The organism is Streptomyces sp. NBC_00483 (assembly GCF_036013745.1).
Classification (GTDB): domain Bacteria; phylum Actinomycetota; class Actinomycetes; order Streptomycetales; family Streptomycetaceae; genus Streptomyces.
On record NZ_CP107880.1, the window covers coordinates 80669 to 105550 of the forward strand.

At 71.0% G+C, this 24882-nt stretch carries 26 protein-coding genes; 14 read left to right on the plus strand and 12 right to left on the minus strand.

Features of this window, described 5'->3' with window-relative positions:
* Window positions 1–2 precede the first annotated feature (2 nt).
* From OHA73_RS00395 to OHA73_RS00405, 4 genes are read left to right on the plus strand one after another with little or no spacing between them, the layout of a single operon-like run.
* The gene (locus OHA73_RS00395; protein WP_266718485.1) at window positions 3–209 is read left to right on the plus strand and encodes a DUF2180 family protein; all 207 of its coding nucleotides are present in this window, start codon (window positions 3–5) and stop codon (window positions 207–209) included.
* Window positions 209–658 (plus strand): Fur family transcriptional regulator, encoded by a 450-nt coding sequence (locus tag OHA73_RS00400; RefSeq protein ID WP_327653748.1) that lies wholly within the window; start codon window positions 209–211, stop codon window positions 656–658. The genes OHA73_RS00395 and OHA73_RS00400 overlap by 1 nt, the downstream gene beginning before the upstream one ends.
* A 26-nt stretch (window positions 659–684) precedes the next feature.
* Window positions 685–897, plus strand: coding sequence for a class I SAM-dependent methyltransferase (locus tag OHA73_RS45710; RefSeq protein ID WP_443063014.1), 213 nt, complete (start codon window positions 685–687; stop codon window positions 895–897).
* The gene (locus OHA73_RS00405) at window positions 792–1274 is read left to right on the plus strand and encodes a hypothetical protein (RefSeq protein ID WP_327653749.1); all 483 of its coding nucleotides are present in this window, start codon (window positions 792–794) and stop codon (window positions 1272–1274) included. The genes OHA73_RS45710 and OHA73_RS00405 overlap by 106 nt, the downstream gene beginning before the upstream one ends.
* A gap of 7 nt (window positions 1275–1281) precedes the next feature.
* Here the strand turns inward: OHA73_RS00405 and OHA73_RS00410 are convergent, their stop codons facing one another.
* The 4 genes from OHA73_RS00410 to OHA73_RS00425 all read right to left on the minus strand — a co-directional run bounded on the left by OHA73_RS00410 (window position 1282) and on the right by OHA73_RS00425 (window position 5352).
* Window positions 1282–2268: an MASE1 domain-containing protein gene (locus OHA73_RS00410; RefSeq protein ID WP_327653750.1), complete on the minus strand. Its 987-nt coding sequence runs from the start codon at window positions 2266–2268 to the stop codon at window positions 1282–1284.
* Between the two features lie 102 nt (window positions 2269–2370).
* Complete coding sequence (locus tag OHA73_RS00415) at window positions 2371–3216, minus strand: PP2C family protein-serine/threonine phosphatase (RefSeq protein WP_267072622.1); 846 nt, start codon at window positions 3214–3216, stop codon at window positions 2371–2373.
* Window positions 3217–3322: 106 nt separating this feature from the next.
* Window positions 3323–4759 (minus strand): MFS transporter, encoded by a 1437-nt coding sequence (locus OHA73_RS00420; protein ID WP_327653751.1) that lies wholly within the window; start codon window positions 4757–4759, stop codon window positions 3323–3325.
* A gap of 83 nt (window positions 4760–4842) precedes the next feature.
* On the minus strand, window positions 4843–5352 hold the full coding sequence (locus tag OHA73_RS00425) for a nucleoside deaminase (RefSeq protein ID WP_266718477.1): 510 nt from the start codon (window positions 5350–5352) through the stop codon (window positions 4843–4845).
* A gap of 251 nt (window positions 5353–5603) precedes the next feature.
* Between OHA73_RS00425 and cynR the strand changes: the two genes are divergently transcribed.
* Together cynR and OHA73_RS45715 are read left to right on the plus strand one after the other, a co-directional pair.
* On the plus strand, window positions 5604–6545 hold the full coding sequence (gene cynR, locus OHA73_RS00430) for a transcriptional regulator CynR (RefSeq protein ID WP_327653752.1): 942 nt from the start codon (window positions 5604–5606) through the stop codon (window positions 6543–6545).
* Between the two features lie 87 nt (window positions 6546–6632).
* Entirely contained in the window at window positions 6633–6710 is a 78-nt protein-coding gene (locus OHA73_RS45715) for a 50S ribosomal protein bL37 (protein WP_370443954.1), read from the plus strand.
* Between the two features lie 61 nt (window positions 6711–6771).
* Here OHA73_RS45715 and OHA73_RS00435 read toward each other — a convergent pair whose 3' ends face one another.
* Window positions 6772–7419, minus strand: a complete 648-nt coding sequence (locus OHA73_RS00435) for a GNAT family N-acetyltransferase (protein ID WP_327653753.1) — start codon at window positions 7417–7419, stop codon at window positions 6772–6774.
* A 185-nt stretch (window positions 7420–7604) separates the two neighbouring features.
* Here OHA73_RS00435 and OHA73_RS00440 point away from each other — a divergent pair, with 185 nt between their 5' ends.
* Window positions 7605–7928: a hypothetical protein gene (locus OHA73_RS00440; protein WP_327653754.1), complete on the plus strand. Its 324-nt coding sequence runs from the start codon at window positions 7605–7607 to the stop codon at window positions 7926–7928.
* Window positions 7929–7940: 12 nt separating this feature from the next.
* Here the strand turns inward: OHA73_RS00440 and OHA73_RS00445 are convergent, their stop codons facing one another.
* Window positions 7941–8759 (minus strand): phytanoyl-CoA dioxygenase family protein, encoded by an 819-nt coding sequence (locus OHA73_RS00445; protein ID WP_327653755.1) that lies wholly within the window; start codon window positions 8757–8759, stop codon window positions 7941–7943.
* A gap of 126 nt (window positions 8760–8885) precedes the next feature.
* Here OHA73_RS00445 and OHA73_RS00450 point away from each other — a divergent pair, with 126 nt between their 5' ends.
* Window positions 8886–9806: a helix-turn-helix domain-containing protein gene (locus OHA73_RS00450; RefSeq protein ID WP_327653756.1), complete on the plus strand. Its 921-nt coding sequence runs from the start codon at window positions 8886–8888 to the stop codon at window positions 9804–9806.
* Window positions 9807–9879: 73 nt separating this feature from the next.
* Here the strand turns inward: OHA73_RS00450 and OHA73_RS00455 are convergent, their stop codons facing one another.
* Window positions 9880–11844 carry an oxidoreductase gene (locus tag OHA73_RS00455; RefSeq protein ID WP_327653757.1) on the minus strand — a complete coding sequence of 655 codons (1965 nt, stop codon included), beginning with the start codon at window positions 11842–11844 and terminating at the stop codon, window positions 9880–9882.
* Between the two features lie 68 nt (window positions 11845–11912).
* On the minus strand, window positions 11913–12491 hold the full coding sequence (locus OHA73_RS00460) for a TetR/AcrR family transcriptional regulator (RefSeq protein WP_327653758.1): 579 nt from the start codon (window positions 12489–12491) through the stop codon (window positions 11913–11915).
* 428 nt (window positions 12492–12919) lie between these two features.
* On the opposite strand from OHA73_RS00460, the gene OHA73_RS00465 reads away from it, so the two are divergent.
* From OHA73_RS00465 to OHA73_RS00490, 6 genes are all read left to right on the plus strand, one after another.
* On the plus strand, window positions 12920–14146 hold the full coding sequence (locus OHA73_RS00465; protein ID WP_327653759.1) for a chitinase: 1227 nt from the start codon (window positions 12920–12922) through the stop codon (window positions 14144–14146).
* A 117-nt stretch (window positions 14147–14263) separates the two neighbouring features.
* Complete coding sequence (locus OHA73_RS00470) at window positions 14264–15028, plus strand: IclR family transcriptional regulator (RefSeq protein WP_327653760.1); 765 nt, start codon at window positions 14264–14266, stop codon at window positions 15026–15028.
* Window positions 15029–15074: 46 nt separating this feature from the next.
* Complete coding sequence (locus tag OHA73_RS00475; protein WP_327653761.1) at window positions 15075–16769, plus strand: hypothetical protein; 1695 nt, start codon at window positions 15075–15077, stop codon at window positions 16767–16769.
* Between the two features lie 2 nt (window positions 16770–16771).
* A complete protein-coding gene (locus OHA73_RS00480; protein ID WP_327653762.1) occupies window positions 16772–17509 on the plus strand; it encodes a hypothetical protein in 738 nt (245 codons plus the stop codon).
* Window positions 17510–17513: 4 nt separating this feature from the next.
* Window positions 17514–18488, plus strand: coding sequence for a dipeptidase (locus tag OHA73_RS00485; RefSeq protein ID WP_327653763.1), 975 nt, complete (start codon window positions 17514–17516; stop codon window positions 18486–18488).
* 139 nt (window positions 18489–18627) lie between these two features.
* Window positions 18628–20034: an MFS transporter gene (locus tag OHA73_RS00490; protein WP_327653764.1), complete on the plus strand. Its 1407-nt coding sequence runs from the start codon at window positions 18628–18630 to the stop codon at window positions 20032–20034.
* Between the two features lie 17 nt (window positions 20035–20051).
* Here OHA73_RS00490 and OHA73_RS00495 read toward each other — a convergent pair whose 3' ends face one another.
* The 4 genes from OHA73_RS00495 to OHA73_RS00510 form a co-directional block, all read right to left on the minus strand.
* Window positions 20052–21431, minus strand: a complete 1380-nt coding sequence (locus tag OHA73_RS00495) for a GH1 family beta-glucosidase (protein WP_327653765.1) — start codon at window positions 21429–21431, stop codon at window positions 20052–20054.
* Window positions 21432–21509: 78 nt separating this feature from the next.
* Entirely contained in the window at window positions 21510–22334 is an 825-nt protein-coding gene (locus OHA73_RS00500) for a carbohydrate ABC transporter permease (protein ID WP_266718449.1), read from the minus strand.
* Window positions 22335–22339: 5 nt separating this feature from the next.
* Window positions 22340–23290, minus strand: coding sequence for a carbohydrate ABC transporter permease (locus tag OHA73_RS00505; RefSeq protein ID WP_266718447.1), 951 nt, complete (start codon window positions 23288–23290; stop codon window positions 22340–22342).
* A 14-nt stretch (window positions 23291–23304) separates the two neighbouring features.
* Window positions 23305–24546 carry an ABC transporter substrate-binding protein gene (locus OHA73_RS00510; RefSeq protein WP_266719206.1) on the minus strand — a complete coding sequence of 414 codons (1242 nt, stop codon included), beginning with the start codon at window positions 24544–24546 and terminating at the stop codon, window positions 23305–23307.
* Window positions 24547–24882: the final 336 nt, after the last annotated feature.

A 24882-nucleotide genomic window follows, 5' to 3' on the forward strand; every position in this document is an offset into this window, starting at 1 on the left:
ACATGGCTTGCTACGACTGCATGCAGGAAAACCGTCCCGACTCGACCGGCATCGGCATCTGCACCCGCTGCGGCCTGGCCACCTGCCACGACCACTCGCGCGTGCTCGCCACGCACGTCCAGCGGGCCAACGGCATGAGCCGCTCGACCAGCCGCCTCGCCGGGCGGCGCGTCGTCTGCCGCACCTGCCTGGCCGCAGAGGCCGCGTAATGACGGGCCAGGACGCGAGCGAGCTCCTCAGGCGCAGGGGTCTGCGCAGCACGGCGCAGCGGCGCGCCGTGCTGGCCGCGCTCCAGGGCCTGCCGCACGCGTCCGCGGCCGACCTGGAGGAGCGGATCGGGCCGTCCGGGCCGGAGGGATCCGCCGCGGTCCTGTCGCGTCAGGGGCTCTACAACATCCTGGAGGACCTCACCCGGGTCCACCTCGTGCGCTGCATCGAGCCGGCGGGCTCCCCCGCCCGGTTCGAACTGCGCGTGGGCGACAACCACCATCATCTGGTCTGCCGCTCCTGCGGCCGGATCGAGGACGTGGACTGTGCCGTCGGCGCGGCCCCCTGCCTCGACCCGGTCCGGGACAGCGGCTTCACCGTTGACGAGGCCGAGGTCACCTGGTGGGGTCGATGCGCTGACTGCAGCCGGGCGTCGGAACGGCTCGCCTGACAGCCGGGACCCGGCGCGCGGGCCTTGTGCACGCACCCGAGCCGGCGCCACGATCTTGCAGGTCCGTCGTCGACCTCGCGTGCGGCACCGGTTTCTACAGCCGCCTGTTCAAGCGGCGCGGCGCCACCGACGTGTGGGGCATCGACGTCTCGGGCGAGATGGTCGACGTCGCCCGCCGGGCTACGACATCGCCACCGCCGTCAACCTGCTCAACTATTCCGAGACGGTCGACGCGATGACGGCCATGTGCCGCACCATCCACGCCGCCGTCCGCCCCGGCGGCACCTTGTACGCCCTGAACCAGAGCCCCGACTACGACTTCGACGGGCCGAGCCCGCGGCCGTACGGCTTCCACTGCGAGTTGGAGGGCAGCCGCGTGGAGGTGGGCCCGCGGGTGCGTGTCACCGCGTTCCTGGAGCCCGAGCCCGTCTCCTTCGTCGCCAATCTCCCGCGCCGCGAGGTCTACGCCGAGGCCCTGACCCGGGCCGGTTTCACCGACGTCGCCTGGTCGCCGCTGGCCGTCTCGGACGAGGGCCGCGCCGCGTTCCCGGCCGGTTTCTGGGACGCCTACGAGGCCAATCCGCCCTTCGAGCTGCTCACCGCCCGGCGTCCCTGAGCAGGGCTCATCCGTCGGGGGCATCGGGCGGGCGTCTGCCCGAGGACTCCGTCGGGTCCTCCCCCGCGGCGAGGTGTTCCAGCAGTTCGGCGAGTTCGTTGCAGGCGTTCTGCACCGAGTGCCGGGTGGCGCGCTGTTCCGTGACGAGCGCGGACAGCAGGAGCGCCGTCAGAGCGGCGGCTCCGTTGAAGGCCTGGAGCTTGGTCATGACCTCGATGTTGGACAGGTCGAAGAACGTGCCCCGGTCCTGGTGCGCCGCGTACGTGGTGAGCACGGACGCGAACAGCGCACAGAGCATGCTTCCGGCCAGCTCGAACCGGAGAGCCGCCCAGATCAGCAGCGGAAAGATCAGGAAGAGCATGCTCGGCGAGCTGAACACGGCGAACGGCACGAGCAGCAGGGCCACGGCCACCAGACACCCGGCCTCCACCCAGCGCCCTACGGGCATGCGCCCGATCCGCTGCCGGCTCGGCAGGAGTGTGCCCCGGCACAGCACGAGCAGCAGCGGGGTCACCAGCAGCACACCCATGGCGTCGCCCACCCACCAGGCCAGCCACACGGGCAGGAAGTCCTCCGGGGCCAGCGACCCCGTCCACACCTGTGGCGCGGCGCCGGCCGTCGCGCTGATCAGCATGGCGCCGAGCCCGCCGAGGAAGACCAGGCTGGTCCCGTCGCGCAGCCGTGACACATCGGGCCGGAAACCGACCCCTCGAAGCAGCAGAAAGGCGCAGATCGGCGCCGCGGTGTTGCCCGCGACCGTGACGATCGAGGTGAGGTCCGGGGTGGTGAGAGAGGTGATCACGAGGAAGGAGCCGAGCGCGATACCGGGCCACACCCACACGCCGAACACCAGTAAGGAGGCGACGGCGACCCCGGTCGGCGGCCAGATGGGGGTGACCACCACGCCCTCGACGCCGACCCGGCCCAGCAGGCCGAGGCGCCCTGCCGCGTAATAGCAGGCAGCCACGGCAAGTGCCTTCAGGGCCATCTCCATGACCGGCCGGAACCGCCGAGAAACCACCACAGCAGCCATCAGACACCGAGCGGGTCTCCTCGGCCACGCGAGACCCCCCGCTCGTGTGCGGGCGCGCACCCTTCAGGCGGTCGGCGGGCGCCGCCCCGCGGTGCCGACGTCGTGGCCGACGACGAGGACGGCGGCGTCGTCCTCGTGGCCCACCGAATCCGCCAGCTTCATCACGCCGCCGGCGAGTGTGTCGACGCCGAGGCCGGCCGCGGCGGTGACCTCGGCGAGCCGCCGCACCTGTTCGAGACCGTCGTCGAGGTCGAGGGATGGGCCCTCGACCACGCCGTCGGTGGGCAGGACGAAGACACCACCTGTGCTCAGCCGGTGGCACGCGACGGGGAAGGAGGCGCCCTCCAGGACACCGAGCGGTGGCCCGCCCTCCTCCTCGTCGATGCCGGATCTGCCGTCGGCGGTGGCCCAGATGTGCGGGATGTGACCGGCCCGCGCGCACTCCAGGGTGCCGCTGGCCGGGTCGAGCCGCAGGAACGTGCAGGTGGCGAACAGGTCGGTGTCCAGGGAGACCAGGAGGTCGTTCGTGCGGCCGAGCAACTCCCCCGGGTCTCCGGTGACGGAGGCCAGCGCACGCAGCACAACACGGACCTGCCCCATGTACGCGGCCGCCTGGATGTTGTGCCCCTGAACGTCGCCGATGGACAGGCCGATGCAGCCGTCGGCCATGGTGAAGGCGTCGTACCAGTCGCCGCCGACGTTGAGTCCGTGGTTGGCGGGCATGTAGCCCACGGCGAGGCGGACGCCCTCGGGGTGGGGCAGGTCACGGGGCAGCATGCCCCGCTGCAGCGCCACCGCCAGTTCGACCCGCGAGCGCTGCAACTGCGCCAGCTCCCGCGCCCGGGCGGTGAGCGCACCGAGCTTGGTCAGCAGTTCCTGACCGTCCTCGAGGGACTCGCTGCGGAACATCGTTCGCCCCGTTCCAGGAGATTTTCCCCCACTGTGCCCGCGGACCGGCCCGGTCGCATGTCAACGGCCCGCGCGAGCGGTACCACGTCTCCCCCTGCCTGCGGTGTTATTCGGTGCGCCGTGGGCGGGCGAGCACCGCCGTGCCGAGCGCGGTCAGGAGCAGGCCGGCCAGCGGCCAGCGCACCGCCGTGGTGAAACCGTGCAGCAGCGCGGTGCGGTGCGGGGCCGCGAAGGCGGCGGCCGCACCCGCGGCCACCGTGTTGAAGACGGCGGAGCCGATCGAGCCGCCGACTTGTTGGGCCGAGTTGAGGGCGGCCGAGGCGATGCCGGAGTCCTCGGGCGGGAGGTGGGACGTGGCCGTGGTCATCAGGGCCAGGAAGGTGGCGCCCATGCCGATGCCGAACAGGGCGAGTCCGGGCAGGATGCCGGTCGCGTAGTCCGCGTTCACCGTCAGGCGGCTGAGCCACCACAGGCCCGACGCGGCGACGCACAGGCCGCTCACCATCATCACGCGCGCGCCGAGCCGGGGCAGCAGCCGGGTGCCGAGCTGTGTCGCGGTCAGCGTGGTGATCAGGCTCAGCGGCAGGAAGCCGAGGCCGGTGCGGGCCGCCGACCAGCCGAGGACGGTCTGCAGGTGGAAGGTGAGGAAGAGCGAGAGGGACAGTTGCGCCGCCATCAGGCAGGCCCCCGCCACGAGGGCCGCCACCCGGGCCGGATCGCGCAGCAGGCGCGGCGGCAGCAGCGGGGTGCGGGCCCTGCGCAGCCAGGCGGCGAAGAGCAGGAGCAGCACCACGCCCGCCGACAGCGCCGTCACCACGGGGCGGCCGGTCCAGCCGCTGTGCTCCGCCGCGCTGAACCCGTAGACGAGCAGGGTCAGTCCGCCGCAGGCGAGCAGCGCCCCGGGCACATCAAGGCGACCGCGGGTGCGCGGCGCCGTGTCGGGTGGCATGAGCGCACTGCAGGCGAGGGCCGCCCCGGCGAAGAGGACATTGACGTAGAGGCACCAGCGCCAGCCCGCGGTCTCGGTCAGCACGCCGCCGAGGGTGACACCGAGGGCGCCGCCCGCGCCGCCGAGCGCGCCGAAGATCGCGATGGCGCGGCGGCGTTCGCGCAGGTCCGGGAAGGTCGTCGTGATCAGGGCGAGGGCGCTCGCGGCCAGCAGCGCGGCGAACACTCCCTGCAGGGCGCGCGCCGCGAACAGCGTCCCGGACCCCGGGGCCGCGCCGCCGGCCGCGGAGGCGACGGCGAAGCCGGCCAGGCCGGTCAGGAAGACCCGCTTGCGTCCGACGAGGTCGGCGATCCGGCCCGCCAGCAGGAGCAGTCCGCCGAAGGCGAGGGTGTACGAGGTGATGGCCCAGGGACGGGCCGCGTCGCTCATGGCGAGGTCGCGCTGCATGGAGGGCAGCGCGACGTTCACGATGGTCGCGTCCAGCAGGATCATCAGCTGGGCGAGCCCGAGCACCGCCAGGCCCCACCAACGGCGTGGTGGGGCGGGCGGTGACGAGGCTCCGGTCATCGTGACCGGGGCGCAGTCCTGTGTCATCGAGTGTGGTGGTCCGTGGTGTTCGGTCGGGAGCGGGCGCTGTTCCGTCGGGAAGTGGGCGGCGGGCGCGCCCCTTCAGGGCTTCAGGCGCCGGTGGGGGCGCCGGGGACGCGGCGCTCGCCGCCGTTGCGCCGCTGCCACTCGCGGTAGACGTCGACGGCGTCGGCGTGCGGCTCGTAGGTCATCGGCAGCCGGCGCTCGTCCCAGTTCTTGGCGAACTCGCCGTAAAACGTGTCGAGTTCGAAGTACTTGCGGTCGTCCACGTAGTGCGGGGCGTACTCCTCGCGGGTCGTGACGAAGACGACCTCGGCGGGGCTGCAGTAGTAGAGCGCGGCCAGGCACATCGGGCACGGGTGGGCGAGGACGTAGATCGTGGCGTCGGTGAGGTGCTCGGTGCCCAGCTTGGTGCAGGCCTCGCGGATGGCGAGGATCTCGGCGTGCGCGGTGGGGTCGTTGGTCTGCGCGACCTGGTTGGGGCTCTCCGCGATGATCTCGCCGCCCTGGACGATGACCGTGGCGAAGGGGCGTCCTCCGTCGGCGACATTGGCGCGGGCGATGTCGATGGTGCGCTGGGCGAAGTCCTTGACGTCCATGGAGAGCTCCTTCTCTTGCTGTTCCGAACCGGTCTCGCTCCCCGAAGACTCCCGGAGGACTTCCGGAGGACTTCCGGAGGGCTTCCGGAGGGCTTCCGGAGGGCTTCCGGAGGGCTTCCGGAGGGCTTCCGGAGGGCTTCCGGAGGAGCGGGCCGATGGGTTCACGGTGCATCGGCTGGACCTATAGCGTCAAAGACTCGATGGGCATGGGTTGTATTGGTGTTCTCTATACCTGCTTCTACGCTGGGAGTATGTCCGTCGAGCTGCGTCAGGTGCGCTACTTCATGGCCGTGGTCGAGCACGCGGGGTTCACCCGCGCCGCCGAGGCACTGCGGATCTCCCAGCCGACCCTGTCCCAGCAGGTCAGACAGCTGGAGCGGAATCTGGGCGTGCAGCTCCTCGATCGCAGCGGGCGCACGGTGCGGCCGACCGACGCGGGGCGCGCGTATCTGGGCCACGCGCGGCGCGCGCTGCGGGATCTGGCCGCCGGGGAGCGTGCGCTGCACGACGTACGGGATCTGTCGCGCGGGCATCTGCGCCTGGGGGTGACGCCGACGTTCACCTCGTATCTGGTCGGCCCGCTCATCGCCGCGCTGCGGGAGAGGCATCCGGGGATCACGGTCGCCGTGCGGGAGCTGACGCAGGACCTGCTGGAGGCCGAGCTGCTCGCGGACGCGTGCGACCTGGGTATCGCCTTTCGGGGCGGCCAGTTGCCCGGGATCGCGGTGGAGCCGCTGTTCACGGAGAACCTCAGCCTGGTCACGGGCGACGGGGCCGACTCGGCCCGCGCGGCGGCCGGACCGTGGGCCGCCGCGGACCTGGACCGGCTGCATCTCGCGCTGCTCAGCCGGGACTTCGCCACCCGCGGCCGGATCGACGCGTACTTCGCCGAGCACCAGGTACGGCCCCTGATCGCGGTCGAGGCCAATTCCCTGCAAACGCTGATCGACATCGTGCAGCGCACCGGCCTGGCCACCGTCCTCCCCGACCCGGTCACCCACGGCCATCCGCACCTGACCCCGCTCCCGGTCGACCCTCCCCTGCCCACGCGTACGGCCGCCCTCCTCAGCCGCGCGGACGGCTACCGGAGCGCGGCGGCGCAGGCCTTCGCCGGGCTCGTCCGCGAGCACATCGAGGCTCGTCCGTTCCGGCCTCCCGAGCCCCAAACCCATGTGACCCAGAACACACATTAGGCACGCATGATCACGGGTATGAGCCCGGGCGCTGCCTGGACAGATCCAGGGAGAACGACAAGAAACACCACACCCTGGGAGGTATCGATGTCCTCGAAGCGACGCCGTAAGAAGAAGGCCCGCCGCAAGAACGGCGCCAACCACGGCAGCCGTCCGCAGTCCTAAGGACTGACGGCAGCAAGAGAGAGCGGGGCGGCGGAGCTTTCTGCCGCCCCGCTTTCGCGTCTCACGCGGACGGTCCGTCCGCATGTCCCTCCGCGTGGCCGGCGACGCGCTCGGCCAGCCGGGCCTTGACCCGCGGCCACTCCGCGGCGACCACGGAGTACATGGCCGAGTCCCGCAGCCGCCCCTCCTCCCCCGGGGCCCATGACATCGACCAGTTGCGCAGTACGCCCTCGAAGGTGGCGCCAAGAGCCAACAAGGCATGGCGGGAACGCTCATTGCGGGCATCGGTCTTGAGGTCGACGCGTGCCACCCCGAGCTCCTCGAAGGCGTGAGCCATCAGGAGGAACTTGGCCTCGGCGTTGATTCCGGTCCCCTGTGCGGACGCGCCGAGCCAGGTGAAGCCGATCTCGACGGCGCGCGGCTTTCTCTCCCGACCTGGCCAGAATCGCGGGTCCCAGTACGCCGTGCACCCCACCGCGCGTCCGTCGCCGCGCCGGATCTGAGCGAATGGGACGAGCCCCTGCTCGATACGGGCGAACTGCCCCTCGATGTAGGAGCCGACCTGGTCCGCGCGGGGAACGAGCGTGAAGTCGTAGCGGCCGCGGTCCTCCTCGGCCGCACGTGCCAGATCGTCGGTGTGCGCGGCCGACAGCGGCTCGAGCACGACCAGGTCCCCCTTGAGTACGGGCACCTCCAACCAGGGACGCATGGCACCAAGCTCCTCTCGACTGCGCGGCGTTGAGGCGGTGACGCTATCGGGATCTTCGCCGTCGCTCACCTCCTTTCCGTCGCCGCCGTGTCCCGCGGAGGCTGAACGGGCCCACCGGGGCGCTCGTATCTCTCTGCGACGCACTGCTGGCTACGCGCTGTAAGGCGTGGAGGAGGACCGTAGAGATGTCGGAATCCGGCCAACCACCGCTGCACGCACTGCCGGACGGTGAGGCGGAACTCGCCGTGGTGTTGCGGCTGACGTGGGAGGACGTCGCCGCGATCGGGCAGGAGGCGAGCAGGCTCGCCGCGCGGGCGCAGCGGGCCGTGACGCTGGACGAGGCGGTGAGCCACCGGCTGCGCTCCCGTCCGCCCGCCTCCCATGCGAAGCCGCCCCAGACCGGCGCCACGGCCCTCCCGGTGTCCGTGCCGAACGGGCGTGCCCCGGGCGAGCAGGCCCGCCAGGCCATCGACAAGATCAACGGAAGGTCGGGGCCGGAAGCGGTGTGACCCGTTGGGAGGCTAGTGCGGGGCCGGGGCGAACTCGGTTCCGCACGGGCCGCCGCCGGTGCTCTCCTGCGCCTCCACCGCCTGCCCGTCCATCGTCCGCAGGCCGTAGTAGCCGGCGATGCGCTCGGTGGACCGGCCGACGTAGTGGCAGATGAACGAGCGGCGGAAGCGGTCCGCCGTGCGGTTGGGTCCGGAGCCGTGAACCAGGGTGCCGTTGAAGAACAGGACGTCGCCGGGCGCCATGTCGACGGGCTCGGCGACGAGGCCTGCGGGCGGCGGCACGTACTCGCGCGCGAAGGACACGCTCGCGTCCGCCTCCTCCGGGCAGAACAGGTCCATCAGGTGGGTACCGGGGACGACTTCGAGACCGCCGTTGTCCCGGTCGATGTGGTCGAGGGCGACCCAGGCGGCGATGCACGTACCTGGTTCGACCCGCAGGTAGAAGTTGTCCTGGTGCAGGGCCTGGCCGCGGGCGCCGGGCGGCTTGAAGTAGAACATGCTCTGCGCGGCCAGTGGTTCCTCGCCGAAGAGGCCCGTCAGGATGCCCGCGAGGCGCGGGTCGAGCAGTCGGCGTCGCGCCAGGTCGTTGAAGTGGTGCGGCTGCATCACGCGGGGGTAGGCGAGGAGCGGGTCGATGGCGGCGTCGGCCGGCTGCGGCTTGGGTTCGAAGTGGCCGGGCACGGGCCCCGTGGCCTGCACGCGCATGAACTCGTCGGTGAGTTCGCGTGTTTCGGCGGCGTCGAAGAGGGCGGGGGCGATCGCGTAACCACGGGTGCGGAACTGTTCCTGGAAGGCGACTGAGTCGGGGGCGGCGAACTCGTGGGTCTGCACGGGGTGTTCCTCTCGGCCGTCGGGCATCTCTTGAGCGCACACGGACCGTGTGCTGGACTGCTGCGGACTCGCGGTCCGCGCGGAAGCGGACTGCTCCGAAACTACGGCCGGGGCGGCGGACACCGAATGACAGGCACCAGCGCGCACCTGCCTGAAACTGCTGCCGACACTCCTTCGCCTCCGGCGCAGCTGCTCGTCGCCTCGCCGTTCTCACAGCCCGCCGACTACCGGGTGACCCGCGCCGCGGGCGCCGCCAACTGGCTGCTCATGTGGACCGCCGAGGGGCGTGGCCAGGTACGGGGAAGCGGCCCCTGGGTCGCCCAGCGGCCCGGTGACCTCGCCGTGCTGCCCGCCCACCGTCGACATGCCTACCGCACCGACCCTTCCGTACGTTCCTGGGGTGGCTGGTGGGTGCACTTCCAGCCGCGCGCGGCCTGGCCGGCCTGGCTGCGCGACCACGGCCGGGACGGTGGGGTGTACTGCGTCGCGGGCGTGCCCGAGGCGGCGCGCGGCCGGGTCGACGCGGCCTTCCGGCGGCTGCACGCCGACGCGCGCTGGTCCGACGGGGAGGCGCCGCCCGCCCAGGACCCGGCGGGCATCGCGATCGCCTCCGCCGGGCCCGGCCGGGAACTGGCGCTCGGCGCGATCGAGGAGGTGCTGCTCCTGGCCACCGCATCCACCGCCGCCGTGGGCCGGGCCGCCTCAGCCTCGTACGATCCGCGCATGGGGCAGGCCGACGCGATCATCGCCGCGGACCCGGGCGGCCCGCACACGGTCCGCTCCCTGGCGCGCCAAGTCGCCCTGTCCCCCTCACGGTTCGCGCATCTCTACGCCGAGCAGACCGGCCGTACGCCGATGCAGGCCGTGCGCGCCGCGCGCCTCGGTCACGCGCAGCGGCTCCTGGACGCCACCGGCCTGAACATCGGCCAGGTCGCACGGTCCTCGGGCTTCGCGAGCCCCTTCCACTTCAGCCGCGCCTTCCGGGAACGCTTCGGGGTGCCGCCGAGTGTGTACCGGGCGGGGCCCTCCGAGGGGCGGGGACAGTAGCGGTGGGCCGGATGACGAGGCCGCCTCTGTCACCCGGCGGCCGTCGTCGTACCGGCGCGCCGCCCCCTCCTCCTCACACCGAAGCTCCCGCCCGCAGTCCCTCGAGGACCGCTTCCTCCACCGACCGGGGGCTCACGCAGTCGCCGATCGATACGGCGCCGGGGTGGTCCATGAGGTCCGTGACGGGCGTGTGGCCCTGGGCCAGGACGACGGCCGCGATGTCGTCGAGGATCACGGGCTCCTCCGTCAGTGTGTGCTGGAGGTAGGCCGTGTCGTTGTCGGCGCCGTAGAGGCGGACGTTGGGGAGTACCTCGATCTTCGCGCGCACCGCAGCCGTCAGCATGGCCGCGCGCACGTACTGCTGCAGGTGCTCGCCCGCGGCGAAGCCCGTGACGCCCAGGGTCACGCGGAGGCCCTGCTGGGCGAGGAGGAGTGCGACGCCCAGGCCGACCCAGTCACCGCGCCAGTCCGCGACGAGGACGCGGCCGCGCGGCGTGCGGGCGCCCTGGATGACCTGCCAGGCGTCGAGGACGACCGGGTCGTCCAGGCGCTCCAGTTCTGGGCGCAGCGGCTGCGCGCCGGTGGCCAGGATCACCGCGTCCGGCGCGGCGTCGGCGAGCAGGGCGTGGTCGACGCGGGTGTCGGTGACGATGCGGGCCCCGGCGCGCCGTGCCTCGCCTTCCAGGTTGGTGGCCGCTCCCCCGAACTCGGCCCGGCCGGGCAGCTCTTGGGCGAGCAGGACCTGGCCGCCGGGGCGTCGGCCGGCCTCGTACAGGGTCACGTCGTGTCCGCGGCCCGCCGCGACCGCCGCCGCCTTCAGTCCTGCCGGGCCGCCTCCGACGACCACGACGCGCTTGCGTCGTGTGATCAGCGGCAGGGTGCCGAAGCGCAACTCGCGTCCGGTCTCCGGGTGTTGGATGCAGGAGATGGGGTGGCCCGACTGGAAGTGGCCGATGCAGGCCTGGTTGCAGCCGATGCAGGCGCGGATCGCCTCGGTGTCACCGCGCTCGGCCTTGCCCGGCATGCGGGGGTCGCAGATCAGGGCGCGGGTCATGGCACAGGCGTCGGCCTGACCCTTGGCGATGATGGTGTCCGCTTCTTGGGGTTGGTTGATGCGGCCCGCGACCATGACCGGCACGTTCACCACGTCTCGTACGCGGGCGGCCATCGGCGCGGTGTAGCCGGCCGGGTGGGCCATCGGCGGTGCGATGTGCTGGGCCGCCGACAGGGTGGCCGAGCTCCCTGCACACACGGACACGTAGTCGACGAGACCTTCGGCGTCGAGCCGGGCGGCGACGTCGCACACAAGGTCCGGGGTGAGTCCGTCGTGGGCGAGTTCGTCGCCGGAGATGCGCAGGCCGATGACGAAGTCGTCGGCGGCGTGTCGGCGTGCGGCCGCGAGGGATTCGCGCAGAAAACGCAGCCGGGCGTCCGCGCTGCCGCCGTAGCCGTCGGTGCGGTGGTTGACCTCCGGGTTGAGGAACTGGGCGGGCAAGTAGCCGTGGCTCGCGACGACTTCGACGCCGTCGAGGCCCGCGGCGCGCAGCCTCCGGGCCGCCTCTCCGTAGCCCTCGATCACCTCGGTGATCTCCTCGCCGGTCATCGCGCGGGGCATCACGTGGAAGCGTTCGCTGGGGACGGCCGAGGGCGCCCAGGCGACGGGGGCGCTGCCGTCGGGGGACTCCAGGATCTCGCGGCCCGGGTGGAAGATCTGGCCGAAGACGGCGGCGCCGTGCCGGTGCGCGGCCTCGGCGAGGCGGGCGTAGCCCTCGACGCACGAGTCGTCGTCGGCCATGAGGACGTGCGAGGTGTAGTGCGCGCTCTCGTGCACGCCGCCGACCTGGACGACGATCAGGCCGACGCCGCCCTCGGCGCGCGCCGCGTGGTAGGCGACGAGCTCGTCGGTGACCTTGCCGTCGCGCACCAGGACGGTGTCGTGCCCGGACGACACGACACGGTTCTTCACCCGCACGCCTCCGATCCGCAGCGGGCTGAACAGATGCGGGAACTGCGACTGGGATTGCGACTGCGGCTCCATGCGTCTTCTCCGTCCCGGCGCGCCGCGGCGCGCTTCAACTACCGTGCACTTCTGGCCTGTTCACACACTCATCGCGCTCGGACGCCGAACATCGCGCGGGCCGTGCCGAGCAGCAGATCCGCATACCGTTCCGGTGTCATGCCACCCCCTGCCGCCACCGCCATGTCGCAGCCGTCGACCAGCGCCGCGACGGAGGCGATCGCCGTGTCCACGGGGAGCACGGGTACGAAGTCCCCCTGGATGACGCCGTCTTCGACGATGCCGGTGAGCAGCGTGAGCCACTCCTCGTGGACGGACCGCACGCCGTCGCGCAGCCCGGGGTGGCGGGCGGCGCTCGCGCAGAACTCCGTCCACGTGGCACACCGGCGCTCCAACTCCGGGTCTCCGGTGAGGGCTTGGACGAGCAGCTCGAAGCGGTGCCATGGATCCGGTTCGTCCGCCGCCGAGGCCCGCCAGCGGGCGATCAGCTGCTCGATGGACCACTCGAAGGCCTCACGGAACAGGTCGTCACGTGTCTCGAAGTGGTGCTGCAGCGCGCCGATGGACACTCCGGCGGCGCGGGCGACATCCCGCAGCCGGGCGGCGTCCAGGCCGCGCTCGGCCAGCACGCGGGCCGCCGCCCGCAATACGTCCTCACGGTCGACCACAAGCCCTCCCCGGCGTTGGCGAACGCCTACGCGCCCCCAAGTAGCCGGGAAATAATAACGCATTATTGTGAGCTGACACACAGGGCTCCTCTACCCGTGTGACACATCCCTCGCTCGCGGAGTGCGGCGGAATCGGCGGCGCATCGACCACCGTCGCCAACCTCCTCATTTCCGTGAGGCTGTACGGATATTGCCGCCCGATACAGGAACGGCGCCCCACCGCTTGACGCATCGAAACGTCCGACATGCCGGTGCCGCACACAGACGGGACGATTCGCACCAAGTGACCCGACACGTCGCGCATGCCGAGTCGGGTAACTCACACTAGGAAGCGGCGAGTTGTGCCCGGCACGCACTGGGCAGGCACAAGTCGAACACAGCGCCTACGATGTGCCGCCGTGCCCCGCACTCGATCGTGAAGGACCCGCATGGCGCCCCCGTCCCGAGGCCCCGCCGGAAAGCGGCGCAAGCCGCGCACCTCGCCCGCCGCATGGCTGTCCGCGCGCGCCTCCGACGGCACGGAGCGCACGCGGGCCGCCCGTGCTGGACGCCGCACCGGTGCGTTCGTGGCCGGCGGCGCCGTGCTGGTTGCGGCCACGGTGGGCGGGGTCCTGCTGGCCACGGGCGGCTCGACGCCCACCCCGAGCCCCGGCAAGAGCACCTCGCCGTCACCGAAGCCCTCCCACTCCCCGCCGAAGAAGCACACACCAAAGCCGAAGCCGAAGCCGACACACTCCAGTGCCCCTCCCGAGCCCGTCTCGTTCGCCCCGTACGTCGACACCTCCCTCTCCCCCGCCTTCGACCTGACCCGGGCCGCCCGCGGCACGGGCGTGAAGACCTACACCTTGGCCTTTGTGAAGCCCAAGGGTGACTGCACCCCGCAGTGGGGCAGGTCGACGCTCGACGGCAACCCGGTCGCCGCCAAGATCGGCGCACTGCGCTCCGCGGGCGGCGACGTACGTGTCTCCTTCGGTGGGCAGAGCGGCAACGAACTCGCCCGCACCTGTACGTCGGTGTCACGGCTCACCTCCGCGTACGAGGACGTGATCGACCACTACAAACTCACCAAGGTCGACTTCGACATCGAGGGCGACGCGTTGACCGACCGTGCGAGCGTGGACCGGCGCAACCGTGTCGTCGCCGCGCTTCAACGCCAACGCCCGGGCCTGGACGTGTCGTTCACGCTGCCCGCGCTGCCGCGTGGCATCACCGCGGACGGGCTCTCGCTGCTGCGCAACGCCAAGCGGCACGGTGTCGACATCGGCTCCGTCAACGCCATGGCCATGAACTTCGGCGCCTCCCCCGCGCCGCACCCGCGCGGCCGGATGGGCAAGTACGCCATCGACACCGCCGAGGCCACGCACGCACAGCTCAAGGACATCGTCGGCGGCTCGGACCGCGCGGTGTGGAATCGTGTCGCCCTCACCCCGATGATCGGTGTCAACGACATCGACGAAGAGGTCTTCACGCTCTCCGACGCCGCCGAACTCGGCGCGTTCGCCAAGTCCAAGGGCATGGCCTGGATCTCCCTGTGGTCGGCGACCCGCGACCGGGCGTGCCCCGACGGCCCGGGCGGCCCCGCGGCGGCGACGTGCAGCGGCGTGAGCCAGTCGACCGACGCGTTCATGAAGGCGTTCTTGTCACACATGCGTTGACGTGGGACGACGCACCAACCATCCCTGAACATTTGGCCATTGCCAGCCTCTTGACTCGACTCTGGCCGTGGTCTTCATAATTGGCGTCACGAAATACGGGATGGTGTCCTACATTTTATGACGACCAATGAAGCCAACAACACGACCAAGCCCATGAGTTCCGCCCTCAAACTGCTGCGTCTCCTCGACGTGGTGGGCGAGACCACCGACCCCGTGCGGGTGGCGGAGCTGGCCCGAGCCGTCGGTGCCACCCGCTCCGAGGTGCACCGCCAGCTGGTCACGCTCGTGGCCGCCGGCTGGATGGAGCAGCTCCCCGACGGCGCCTACCAACTCACCGTGAAGGCCGCCCACTTGGGCAACGCGGCGCTGCAGCACGCCGGGTTCGGTGAGCGGGTCTCCCGGGTCCTCGCCGATCTCGCCGAGCGCATCGGCCAGTCGGTGTGTCTCGCGGTCCTCGACGACGACGCGACCCGCGTGGTCAAGCGCGCGGAGCCCGGTACCGCCGCTCATGTGACGCTCGCGCTGGGCCGCCGGATGTCGCTGCGGGGCGGCGCGACGGGGCGGGTGCTGATCGCCCACGCCGACGACGCCACCCTGGCGGCGCTGCGCGAACGCGGCGTCCCGCTCCCGGACGACGAGGAGCTCGTCGAGATCCGGGAGGCGGGCTACGCACTGATCCCCGAGTACGCCGACGAGGGCCTCGCCGCCATCGCCTTCCCGCTCGTCGGCCGCACCGGCCGGCCGACCGTGACACTCTGCGCGGTCGGCCCCGCGACCCGCTTCGACCCGCTGTCCGCCAAGGACGTGCTCGCGGACGGCGCCACCGACCTGGCCCGGCTCACCGCCGGCCTCGGCGACGGCCACACGTCCTGGACGGCCTGACCCAGCCACCGCGCATCGCGCGGTCATCCCCTCCGAAGGGAGTCACATGACCACCCGGAGCGAACTCCGGCCCCCCGAGGACCACCCCGAACCCGCCGCGGCCTTCATGCGCCCCGAACGGCTCGCCACCCTCGCCCCGAGCAGACTCAGCGCCAGCCGCTCGCTCATGCACCTGATGACGCGGGAGCGGTGGACGGTCGACCTCGTCCGCTTCGACATCGACGAGCGCGCCAGGGGCGAGGCGGTGTACCGGGTGCGCACTCCCGGTGCCGTCTTCGACTTCATGGTGTTCTCCTTCGAGCCGAAGCTCGAGGGGCGTACAGGACGCATCATCGGCACCGACTGGGACATGATGGGCGCGCTCGTCGAGGGCGAGACCACCGACGAGGACCTGCGGGGAACCCGCGAGGAGATGCCGAAGCTGTACGCGGGGCGGGCCACGCCCGGCAGTCTCGTGTGGTGCCGCTCCAACCGCAGCCTGCGCCTGTTCGACCATGTCATCGAGCACCTCGTGGCCGGCCGCCAGCCGCGCGTCGCGGAGCTGTGGCCGGTCGGCTATCTGATGCGCAACACCGGCCTGGACGGCAACGGCACCTTCGGCACCCGCTCCTACGGGGCCCTGGAGGCCGACCATCCGCTGCGTCTGCCGTACCACGCGCAGATGCTCGCCGCGTATCTGATGCGCGAGTTCTCCGTGGACCTCGTCGAGCACCTGGCCCGCTGCCGCAACCCGCGCGCCGCGCGACTCGACCCGGAACTGCGCCGCTTCCTGGGTCTGGGCAACGGCTCCGCGCTCGGCCTCGTCTTCTTCGCCAACAACCATCCGGTGCTGCTCGACCGCTGGCTCACCCTGCGCCGCACGGCGGTCGCCGAGGCCCGCCGGATCCCGGTGGTGCCGGGCTCGGCGGAGGCGGACCGGGCCGCCGAACTCCTGGCGCGCGCGGTCGACTTCCACGACCAGGACCCGCTCACGTACCACGACTTCACGGCCTCGTCCGTGGTGGCGGACGGGCTGCGCGTCCTCGTCGAGCGGCTGGCGGGCGCCGGGTCCGACGCCGTCTTCGGTGATCTGCTCGGCGGGCTTCCGGACGACCTGGTGTGTCAGGAGGCCGTGGAGGTGTTCGACGCCGTCCTGCTCGAACTGCGCCCGGAGCACACCGACGCCCTGCTGCGCCATCAGCCCGCGGACGAGACGCTGCGCCACCGTCCGCAGGACACCGTCACGGAACTGCGGGACCTGCTCACCCGCGAGTACGCCTGGGCCCTCGCCCACGACCTGGACGACCCTGACCAGCGGCACTTCCGCTGGTACAAGTCGCGGGATGCCGAGGAGCCGCGCCGCGGTCCTGTCGAGGAGGTGCCCGGCGGCTTCGAGTGGGCGCTGGATCTGCCCGGTGACATCCAGCGGCTCGCCGCGGCCCTCGACGCGGTGCCTGGTGACACGCTCGTCGGCGAATTCCTCGCCGAACATCCCGAGGAGCGCTGGACGGTGACCCGGGCACAGGGACTTGCGGGCCGTCACCACCACTCGCCGCACATGAACATGCTGGCCAAGGACTTCGTCCCGGTGCACGTCGTGCGATTGATGAACGCCGCGTTCCACGGCCTGGACAAGACCGTGGACGCCTTCGGTCGCAGCGTGCTCGGCCTCCTCTTCCACGGCGCGCCGACCCGCGCGGATCTGGCCGAGGGGCGCGCCTTCGACTGGATCTACCCCCGCCGCCCCGAGGAGCGTGACTGATCGTGACCTCAACTCCCCATACGCGTAAGCCCACTTCGACGGTCAATGTCTCGCTGCGCGAGTGCCGTCTGGTGACCGGCCGCGTGCTGCGCACACTCGGTGTGCCGCGCGGCGCGGTGCCCGCCGCCCGCGACACGACCGTCGTCGCGCAGGCCCTCGGCCTCGACGCGCTGCGCCGGCTGCACGACGACACGGACGTTCTCCGCGCGACCGCCGCACTGCGGAGCCACCGGCGCGCGGACGGCCCCGACACCGCCGTCGACGCCCGCGGCCGCCACGCGCTGGTCGCCGCGCCCGACCTCCTCGACCTGGCCGTGGCGCTGACCCACCGCCACGTGAAGGCCCGCATCACCGTGACGGATGTCGCGCGACCGGAGCTGCTCGACGTACTGCCCGTGCAGGCAGCCGAGTTCGGTGTGGCGCTCACGGTCAGCGGTGGCGGCCTGGTGCTGGACTGCGCCCCGCTGCAGGACCCGGCACCCGCCCCGGAGTCCCCCTTGGACCACGTGCTGCACCACGGCCTCGACGTGTCCGCCGACCTGTGGTGGAGCCTGTTCCACCTCGGCAACGAGGCCCTGACCCCGGACTCGGACCTGTCGCGGCAGCACACCGGACGCTCGGTGTTCGACGAGAGCGGCCGGATCGTCGGCGAGGTCGGCGAGGACTGGGCCGCCAAGCCGGCGGGCCAGGCACAGACCCAGGCCCAGGCGCAGGACCCCATACTCAGCGACGGAAGGTGACGGCGTGCTCTACATCGACGGCCTCGAATGCAGCCTCTACGACCGCGAGGTCTTCCAGGAGCTCCGCGCGGGTCAACTCGCCTGCGTGACACCCACGTTGGCGTTCTGGGAGAACGCCACGGAAACGATGGACGAGATCGGCCGCTGGCGCGACCTGGAGCGCGAGAACACCGACCTGATCCGCATCGCCCGCACCGCCGACGACATCGAGCAGGCCCACCGCGACGGTCGCACCGCCGTCCTCCTCGGCACCCAGAACTCCTCGCCGATCGAGGACCGCATCCGCTTCCTGGAACTGTTCCACGACATGGGCCTGCGGGTCATGCAGCTCACGTACAACAACCAGAACGCCATCGGCGGTTCCTGCTACGAGCCCGAGGACAGCGGCCTGTCCCGGTTCGGGCGCGAGGTCGTCCAGGAGATGAACCGGCTGGGCATGGTCGTGGACCTCTCCCACGTCGGCGAGCGCACCGGGCTCGACGCCATCAGGGTCTCAGAGCGGCCGGTCGCCGTCACGCACGCCAACCCTCGCTCCCTGTACGACCACCCGCGCAACAAGGGCGACGAGCTGCTCAAGGCGCTCGCGGCCGGCGGCGGCATGCTCGGCCTCGCCACGTACCGCAACATCAGCGGGCCGTGGGCGGGCAGCCGCGAGGAGTGGTGCGACATGGTGCGCCGCACCGTCGACCTGATCGGCATCGACCACGTCGGCATCGGCACCGACCTGAGCCGCAAGAGCGGCGAACCGGAACTCCAGTGGATGCGCAAGGGCCGCTGGACCCGCACCGAGCAGCGCGGCGCCTCCCTCTCCGGCACCCAGACCAAGGCCCCGCCGATCACCTGGATGGAGTCCACCGCCGACTTCCCGGCCCTGGCCCAATGCCTGTCGGAGCACGCCGGGTTCGACGAGGACGAGGTCGCCAAGATCATGGGCGGCAACTGGCTGCGCTTCTACCGGCAGGTCCTCAAGCCGGCCTGACCCCTCCCCCTGTAGTACCCACCGCCCCACCCGCCGGGGCGTGGTCCGCCATGCCCCGGCGTCCCCGCACCACCTCAAGGAGCCCCCTCTCCCCGACCCCACCACGTCACCCCCGGCGTGGCCCCGAAGGGCGGTCATCGTGACCCCACAGACCTCCACCCCACCCCACCAACTGACCGGCGCCGCCCGCGAGGTGGCGGCCCGGCTCGACCGGCTGCCGTTCACCCGCGTCCAGCGCGGCATCCTCCTCAAGGGCGGCCTGAGCACCACCTTCGACGGCATGGACAACGGGATCGTCTCGTTCCTGCTGCCCATCGTGGCCGGTGTCTTCGCGCTCTCCGGCCTGGAACAGGGGCTGCTCGGCAGCTCCTCCCTCATCGGCGCCGTGCTCGGCGCGCTGCTCGTCGGCTTCATCGGCGACCGCACCGGCCGGCGCAATCTCCTCGTCTGGTCGATGACCGTCTACAGCGCGGCGATGATCCTCGGCGCGTTCTCCCCCGACGCCTTCGTGCTGGTCGCCACCCGCATCGTCGGCGGCGTCGCCATCGGCATCAACGCCAACATCGTGATGCCGTACCTGGCGGAGTTCTCGCCGCCGTCCCGGCGCGGTCACTTCGTCGGCTCGCTCGCCGGGTTCTTCGCGTTCGGCTATGTACTGGCCGCGCTGATCGGCTACTTCATCATCCAGGCCTTCGACGGCGGCTGGCGCATCGCGCAGATCGTCGTCGGCCTCCCGATCATCCTGGCCGTGTTCTGGCGGCGCAGTCTGCCCGAGTCACCGCGCTATCTGGTCTCGCGCGGGCGGGTGGACGAGGCCCTCGCCGAGGTGGAGCGCCTGGAGGCCAAGGTCCGCAAGGCCACCGACGCCCCGTTGCCCGAGCCGGCGCCCACAGGGCACGCGGCGACTTCGGCCCCGCCGACCGACCAACCGACGGGCCTCGCCCGCTTCCTGGCCCTGTGGCGTCCGCCGCTGCTGCGGCAGACCGGACTCGTCTGGGTGCTCTGGTTCTGCTTCAGCTTCGTCTACTACGGCTTCCTGGTCTTCCTTCCGACGCTCCTGGTCGACCGGGGCTTCTCCATCAGCGAGAGCTTCGGCTACTCCATCCTCATCGAGGTCGCCCAGGTCGCCGGCTACTACCCGGCGGCCGTCCTGTCCGAGCGCCTCGACCGCAAGTGGAGCATCGTCATCTTCCTGCTGGCGGGCGCCCTGGCCGCGCTCGGTGCCGCGACGACCCACAGCGACGCGGTCGTGATCGTGTGCAGCGTGGCGCTCGCGTTCTTCCTCAACGGCGCCTACGCGCCCCTGTACACGTACACGCCCGAGGTCTACCCGACGTGGATCCGCGGCACGGGCGTCGGCGCGTCCGCCGTCTTCAGCCGTATCGGCGCGGCCCTGGCCCCGATCGTCCTCGGCGCCGCCTACACCTCGCTCACGTTCGTCGGCGTGTTCCTGCTGCTGTGCGCCGTGATCGTGATCGCGGTGGTGGCGGTCGCCGTGTTCGGTACATCGACGCGGGACCGGAGCCTGGAGGACATCACCGCCTGAAGCCCGGTGCGCAGGCGTCAGCCCCGGTGCGCAGCGATCAGCTTCCGGTACCAGTGGTAGCTGTCCTTCGGCGTGCGCTCCTGGGTGTCGTAGTCGACGCGGACGATGCCGAACCGCTTCGCGTACCCGAGGGCCCACTCGAAGTTGTCGAGCAGCGACCACACGTAGTAGCCGCGCACGTCGACGCCCGCGTCCATCGCCGCGCGCAGCGCCGTGAGGTGGCTGTGCAGGTAGGTGACGCGGTCGGTGTCGTGCACGGCGCCGTCGGCGGCCGGTTCGTCGTGTTCGGCGGTGCCGTTCTCGGTGATGTGGATCGGCGGGAGGGCGCTGCCGTACCGGGCCTTCAGCGTGGTCAGCAGGTCGGTGAAGGACTCGGGGACGACGGGCCAGCCCATCGCCGTGCGCCGCACGCCGGGGTAGGGGCGCTCCTCGTACCGGTTGTCGGTGGCGACGCGCCGCGTCGGGTCCGGCTCCCGGTACGGGGCGTCGGCGACCACGATCGGCCGGTAGTAGTTGACGCCGAGGAAGTCGAGCGGCTGCCCGATGAGGTCGAGGTCGCCTGCGCGGCGGAAGTCCTGGCGGGCGATGAGTTCGCCCCAGGTGTCGTCCTCCGTCGTCGGGTAGCGGCCTGCGAGGATCGGCTCCGTCCAGACGAGGTTGTGCTGGGTGTCGGCGCGGACGGCGGCCGCGCGGTCGGCGTCCGTGTCGGCGGCGGGGACGTTGCGGTCGAGGTTGAGGGTGATGCCCGCCTCGCGCACGCCCGCGGCCCGCAGCGCCTTCATCGCCAGGCCGTGGCCGACGAGCAGGTGGTGTGCCGCTGCCAGGGCGCCGGTGCCTTCCTGGGCTCCGGGCGCGTGGCGGCCCACCGAGTAGCCGAGGAAGGCGCTGCACCAGGGCTCGTTGAGGGTGATCCAGCGCGGGACGCGGTCGGCGAGGTGCTCGGCGACGATCGCCGCGTATTCGCCGAACCGCTCGGCGGTCTCGCGGACCCGCCAGCCTCCGCGGTCCTCCAGTGCCTGCGGAAGGTCCCAGTGGTAGAGCGTGGCGGCCGGCTCGATGCCCGCCTCCAGCAGTTCGTCGACGAGCCGCGAGTAGAAGTCGAGGCCCTTCGGGTTGGCGGGGCCCTCCCCCGTCGGCTGGATGCGCGGCCAGGCGATCGAGAAGCGGTACGAGTCGACGCCGAGGTCGCGCAGCAGTGCCACGTCCTCGGGGTAGCGGTGGTAGTGGTCGCAGGCCACGTCGCCGGTGTCGCCCTCGTGCGTGCGGCCGGGGGTGTGACTGTAAGTGTCCCAGATGGAGGGGCCGCGGCCGTCCTCCTTCGCGGCTCCCTCGATCTGGTACGAGGCGGTGGCCGCGCCGAAGACGAAGCGTTCCGGGAACACGGGCAGGTCGTTCATGAACAGCCTTACTTGAAGTGACTTACTTGAACTGACTTACTCACGGAGACCGACTCGCGGAGACCGACTCGCGGAGACCTACTTGATGGATCCGCCGGTGATCCCGGCGGCGATGTACTTCTGGGCGAGGACGAGCAGCACGGCGGCGGGGATCGCCGACAGGACGGACGCGGCCATGACGGACCCCCAGTCCCCGACGTGCGCGCCGATGTACTGGTAGATGCCGAGCGTGACGGGCTTGACGTCGTCGGTGGTGTTCAGCGTGAGCGCGAACATGAAGTCGCTCCACGCGTACAGGAAGGAGAAGAGGCCCGCGGTGATCAGGGAGTTGCGGCTCATCGGCAGGACGACCTGGACGAAGGTGCGCAGCTTGCCCGCGCCGTCGGCCTCGGCCGCCTCGATGACCTCCTTCGGGATCGCCACCATGAAGGAGCGCATGAGGACGATGGCGAAGGGGATGCCGAGCGAGGCGTCGGCGAGCATCAGGCCGAAGTAGGAGTTGACCAGGCCCATATCGACGTACGCGCTGTAGAGGGCGTTGGCGATGACGATGCCCGGCACCATCTGCGTGATGAGTGTGCCGAAGACGATGGTGCGGCTGCCGCGCAGCCGGAACTGGGCGAGCCCGTACGCGGCGGGCGCAGCAATCGCCAGGCAGATGACGACGGCGCCGAGCGCGACGGCGAGCGAGGTGAGCAGGTGGCCGCCCTGCTCGGTGATGGCCGATGTGAAGCCGGACAGATCGAGCGAGTGCGGTACGGGCGAGACCTCGAGCAGTCCCGACTCCGGTTGCAGCGCCGTGTTGATCATCCAGTACAGCGGGAACAGCATCACGCCGAGGATGACGATCCCGGCGACGGTGGCGCCCCAGCGCCGCCCGGACGTGGTGGTGGCGTTCGCCATGCCGGTCACTTCCCCTCGGAGCGGTTGGCCCGCAGGTAGAACACCGCGAAGACGGCGGAGATGAGGATGAGGACGTTGCCGACGACGGCGCCCGCGCCGAAGTCGAGCTGGACGAAGGAGTTCTGGTACGTGAGGGTGCCGAGCGTCTGGGTGGCGTCGGCGGGGCCGCCGTCGGTGAGGGCGAGGATCAGGTCGAGGATCTTCACCGTCGACATGAAGCCGAGGACGAGCACGACCGTGATGACGGGCTTGAGCAGCGGCAGCGTGATCGAGCGGAAGGTGCGCCAGGCGGACGCGCCGTCCAGGGAAGAGGCTTCGTACAGCTCCTTGGGGATCTCCTGGAGCCCGCCGTAGAGGATCACCATGTTGAACGGGATGCCGATCCAGATGTTCACCATGACCACGGAGAACAGGGCCATGCCGGGGCTGGTCAGCCACGGCGTGGCGCCACCCAGGCCGATGGTCTCGGCGAAGGAGTTGAGGACGCCGGTGTCCTGGTCGAGGATCCGGCGCCACACGATGCCGGAGACGACCATCGGAACGAGCCAGGGCAGCAGGATCAGCGAGCGCAGGAAGCCGTTCAGCGGGAACCGCTTGGTGAAGAAGACGGCGAGCGCGAGGCCGATGCCGAACTGGCCGATCAGCGAGCCGATCGTGAAGACGATGGTGTGCCACAGCGCCTTGCCGAAGAGGTCGTCGTGGAAGACCTTGCTCCAGTTGTCGGTGCCGTTGAAGGGGGACTTGCCGTCGAAGAACGTGGACGGCGAGAAGTCCTGGAAGCTCATCACGACGTTGCGGACGAGCGGGTAGCCGAAGAACAGAAGCATAAAGACGACGGCTGGGGCGATGAACCCCCACTGGCTCAGCCTGCGGCGGCGCCTCGCGCGCGCCGGGTCGGTCTTCTTCTGAACTGCCGTGCGCTGAACGGAGGGCGCGGTGGCCGTGGTGGTCGACATGACGGTTGTCCCCCTCAGTTCCCGCTCGTGGCGCGGGTCTGCGCCTTCTTCAGCGCGGCCTCGCTGGACTGCCCGGTCAGCGCCGACTGGAAGGCGCTCTGCAGGGCGAGCGACACGGACGACCAGCGCGCCCCGACCTTCGCGGTGCGGGAGCGGGCGGTGGCCACCTGGTCGGCGAGCGCGTCGAGTTCGGGCACTTCCTTGCGCCAGGTCGCGGCGGCCTTCTCGTTGGCGGGGACCATCCAGCTGTTGCGGGCGTAGGTGATCTGCTCGCGCTCGGACGACATACAGCGGATGATCTTCGCCGCGGTCTTCTGGCGGCCCGTGTCCCCGGTCTTCGGGACGGTGAGGACGGCGCCGCCGAGCGGTCCCACGGACTTCTCGCCGCTGCTGGGGACCGGGATCCGGGCGATGCCCCAGTGCAGGTTCTTCTTGGTGTTCAGCGTCTCCACCTGCCAAGGGCCGTTGATCATCATCGCGGCGTTGCCGGCCATGAACTGGTCGTTGACGTCGGCCTGCGTCCAGTTGACGGTCGACCTGGACAGCGAGCCGTCCTTGATGAGGCCCTTCCAGTAGTCGAGGGCGGCCGCGACCTTCGGCCCTGCGAGGTTGGTCTCGTCGCCGCCGTTGGACCACATGAACGGTGCGAACTGGAAGACTCCGTCCTCAGCCCCGCCCGCGCTCAGCGCGATCCCGTACTGGCTGCCCTGGGTGAGCTTCTTCGAGGTCTCCCTCATCTCGTCCCAGGTAGTGGGCACTTCGAGCCCGGCCTTCTTCAGGATGTCCTTGTTGTAGAAGAGGGCGAGGGTGTTCACCGTGCGCGCGGCCCCGTAGTACGTCCCCTTGTACGAGCCGAAGTCGACGATGCCCTTCGGGATGTCCTTCGTGGACAGGCCGAGGGAACGCAGGTCGACGAGGCCACCCGCCTCCGCGAACGTCGGCGTCTCGGAGGCGTCGAACTGGATGACGTCCGGGAGCGACTTCGACGACGCCATGCGCAGCGACTTCTGCATGACCTGCGCTGCGGGCACGCTCTGCTGCTCGATGGTGAGGCCCAGCTTTGTGCTGCAACGCTTCAGCGTGGCGGCGTCCCAGCCGTGGTACGAGGCGTCGGTCGAGGAGTTGAGAACGGTGAACACACCGGGGTCGCGCCCCGCGCCGCAGCCGGTGAGCGCCGCGCCTGCGACGAGTGCGGAACAGGCGGTGAGTGCCGCGGTGGTGCTTCGGCCGCGGCGGCCGCGCCGGGGGCGCGGCACGTCCGGTGGAAGTGCTGCTGTCACGGTGGTTACCCAAGCCTTGAAGGGGTGGCCGGCCCCGACGGAACTCCCGTGTCCCGGCGAGGTGTTCGCATCGCGCGGTACGGCTCCGGCCCGCGCCGCACACGTAGAGCGCGTTTTTGTTTTCCGCCATGACTAATACGTCATCAAGCGCTTCGACACCAGACCTTGCGACGGACTTCATCACTCGCGCACAGCCCGCTACACCCCGTTGCGAACCCCGATCGCGATCGAATCGAAGCGCTTCGACGATTCCTCGTACCGACCTCTTGATCTTTCGATGCGCGTGAGCTCAAATGCGGTGTAGCGGCGCCC

Coding starts and splice junctions, on each gene's coding strand:
- OHA73_RS00415 (WP_267072622.1), bottom strand. CDS start 3,216: ATGTTCCGCAGCGAGTCCCTCGAGGACGGTCAGGAACTGCTGACCAAG.
- OHA73_RS00395 (WP_266718485.1), top strand. CDS start 3: ATGGCTTGCTACGACTGCATGCAGGAAAACCGTCCCGACTCGACCGGC.
- OHA73_RS00425 (WP_266718477.1), bottom strand. CDS start 5,352: ATGGACGTCAAGGACTTCGCCCAGCGCACCATCGACATCGCCCGCGCC.
- OHA73_RS00495 (WP_327653765.1), bottom strand. CDS start 21,431: ATGAACGACCTGCCCGTGTTCCCGGAACGCTTCGTCTTCGGCGCGGCC.
- cynR (WP_327653752.1), top strand. CDS start 5,604: ATGTCCGTCGAGCTGCGTCAGGTGCGCTACTTCATGGCCGTGGTCGAG.
- OHA73_RS00420 (WP_327653751.1), bottom strand. CDS start 4,759: ATGACACAGGACTGCGCCCCGGTCACGATGACCGGAGCCTCGTCACCG.
- OHA73_RS00400 (WP_327653748.1), top strand. CDS start 209: ATGACGGGCCAGGACGCGAGCGAGCTCCTCAGGCGCAGGGGTCTGCGC.
- OHA73_RS00500 (WP_266718449.1), bottom strand. CDS start 22,334: ATGGCGAACGCCACCACCACGTCCGGGCGGCGCTGGGGCGCCACCGTC.
- OHA73_RS00410 (WP_327653750.1), bottom strand. CDS start 2,268: ATGGAGATGGCCCTGAAGGCACTTGCCGTGGCTGCCTGCTATTACGCG.
- OHA73_RS00435 (WP_327653753.1), bottom strand. CDS start 7,419: ATGCGTCCCTGGTTGGAGGTGCCCGTACTCAAGGGGGACCTGGTCGTG.
- OHA73_RS00450 (WP_327653756.1), top strand. CDS start 8,886: ATGACAGGCACCAGCGCGCACCTGCCTGAAACTGCTGCCGACACTCCT.
- OHA73_RS00475 (WP_327653761.1), top strand. CDS start 15,075: ATGACCACCCGGAGCGAACTCCGGCCCCCCGAGGACCACCCCGAACCC.
- OHA73_RS00455 (WP_327653757.1), bottom strand. CDS start 11,844: ATGGAGCCGCAGTCGCAATCCCAGTCGCAGTTCCCGCATCTGTTCAGC.
- OHA73_RS00440 (WP_327653754.1), top strand. CDS start 7,605: ATGTCGGAATCCGGCCAACCACCGCTGCACGCACTGCCGGACGGTGAG.
- OHA73_RS00505 (WP_266718447.1), bottom strand. CDS start 23,290: ATGTCGACCACCACGGCCACCGCGCCCTCCGTTCAGCGCACGGCAGTT.
- OHA73_RS00470 (WP_327653760.1), top strand. CDS start 14,264: ATGACGACCAATGAAGCCAACAACACGACCAAGCCCATGAGTTCCGCC.
- OHA73_RS45715 (WP_370443954.1), top strand. CDS start 6,633: ATGTCCTCGAAGCGACGCCGTAAGAAGAAGGCCCGCCGCAAGAACGGC.
- OHA73_RS00465 (WP_327653759.1), top strand. CDS start 12,920: ATGGCGCCCCCGTCCCGAGGCCCCGCCGGAAAGCGGCGCAAGCCGCGC.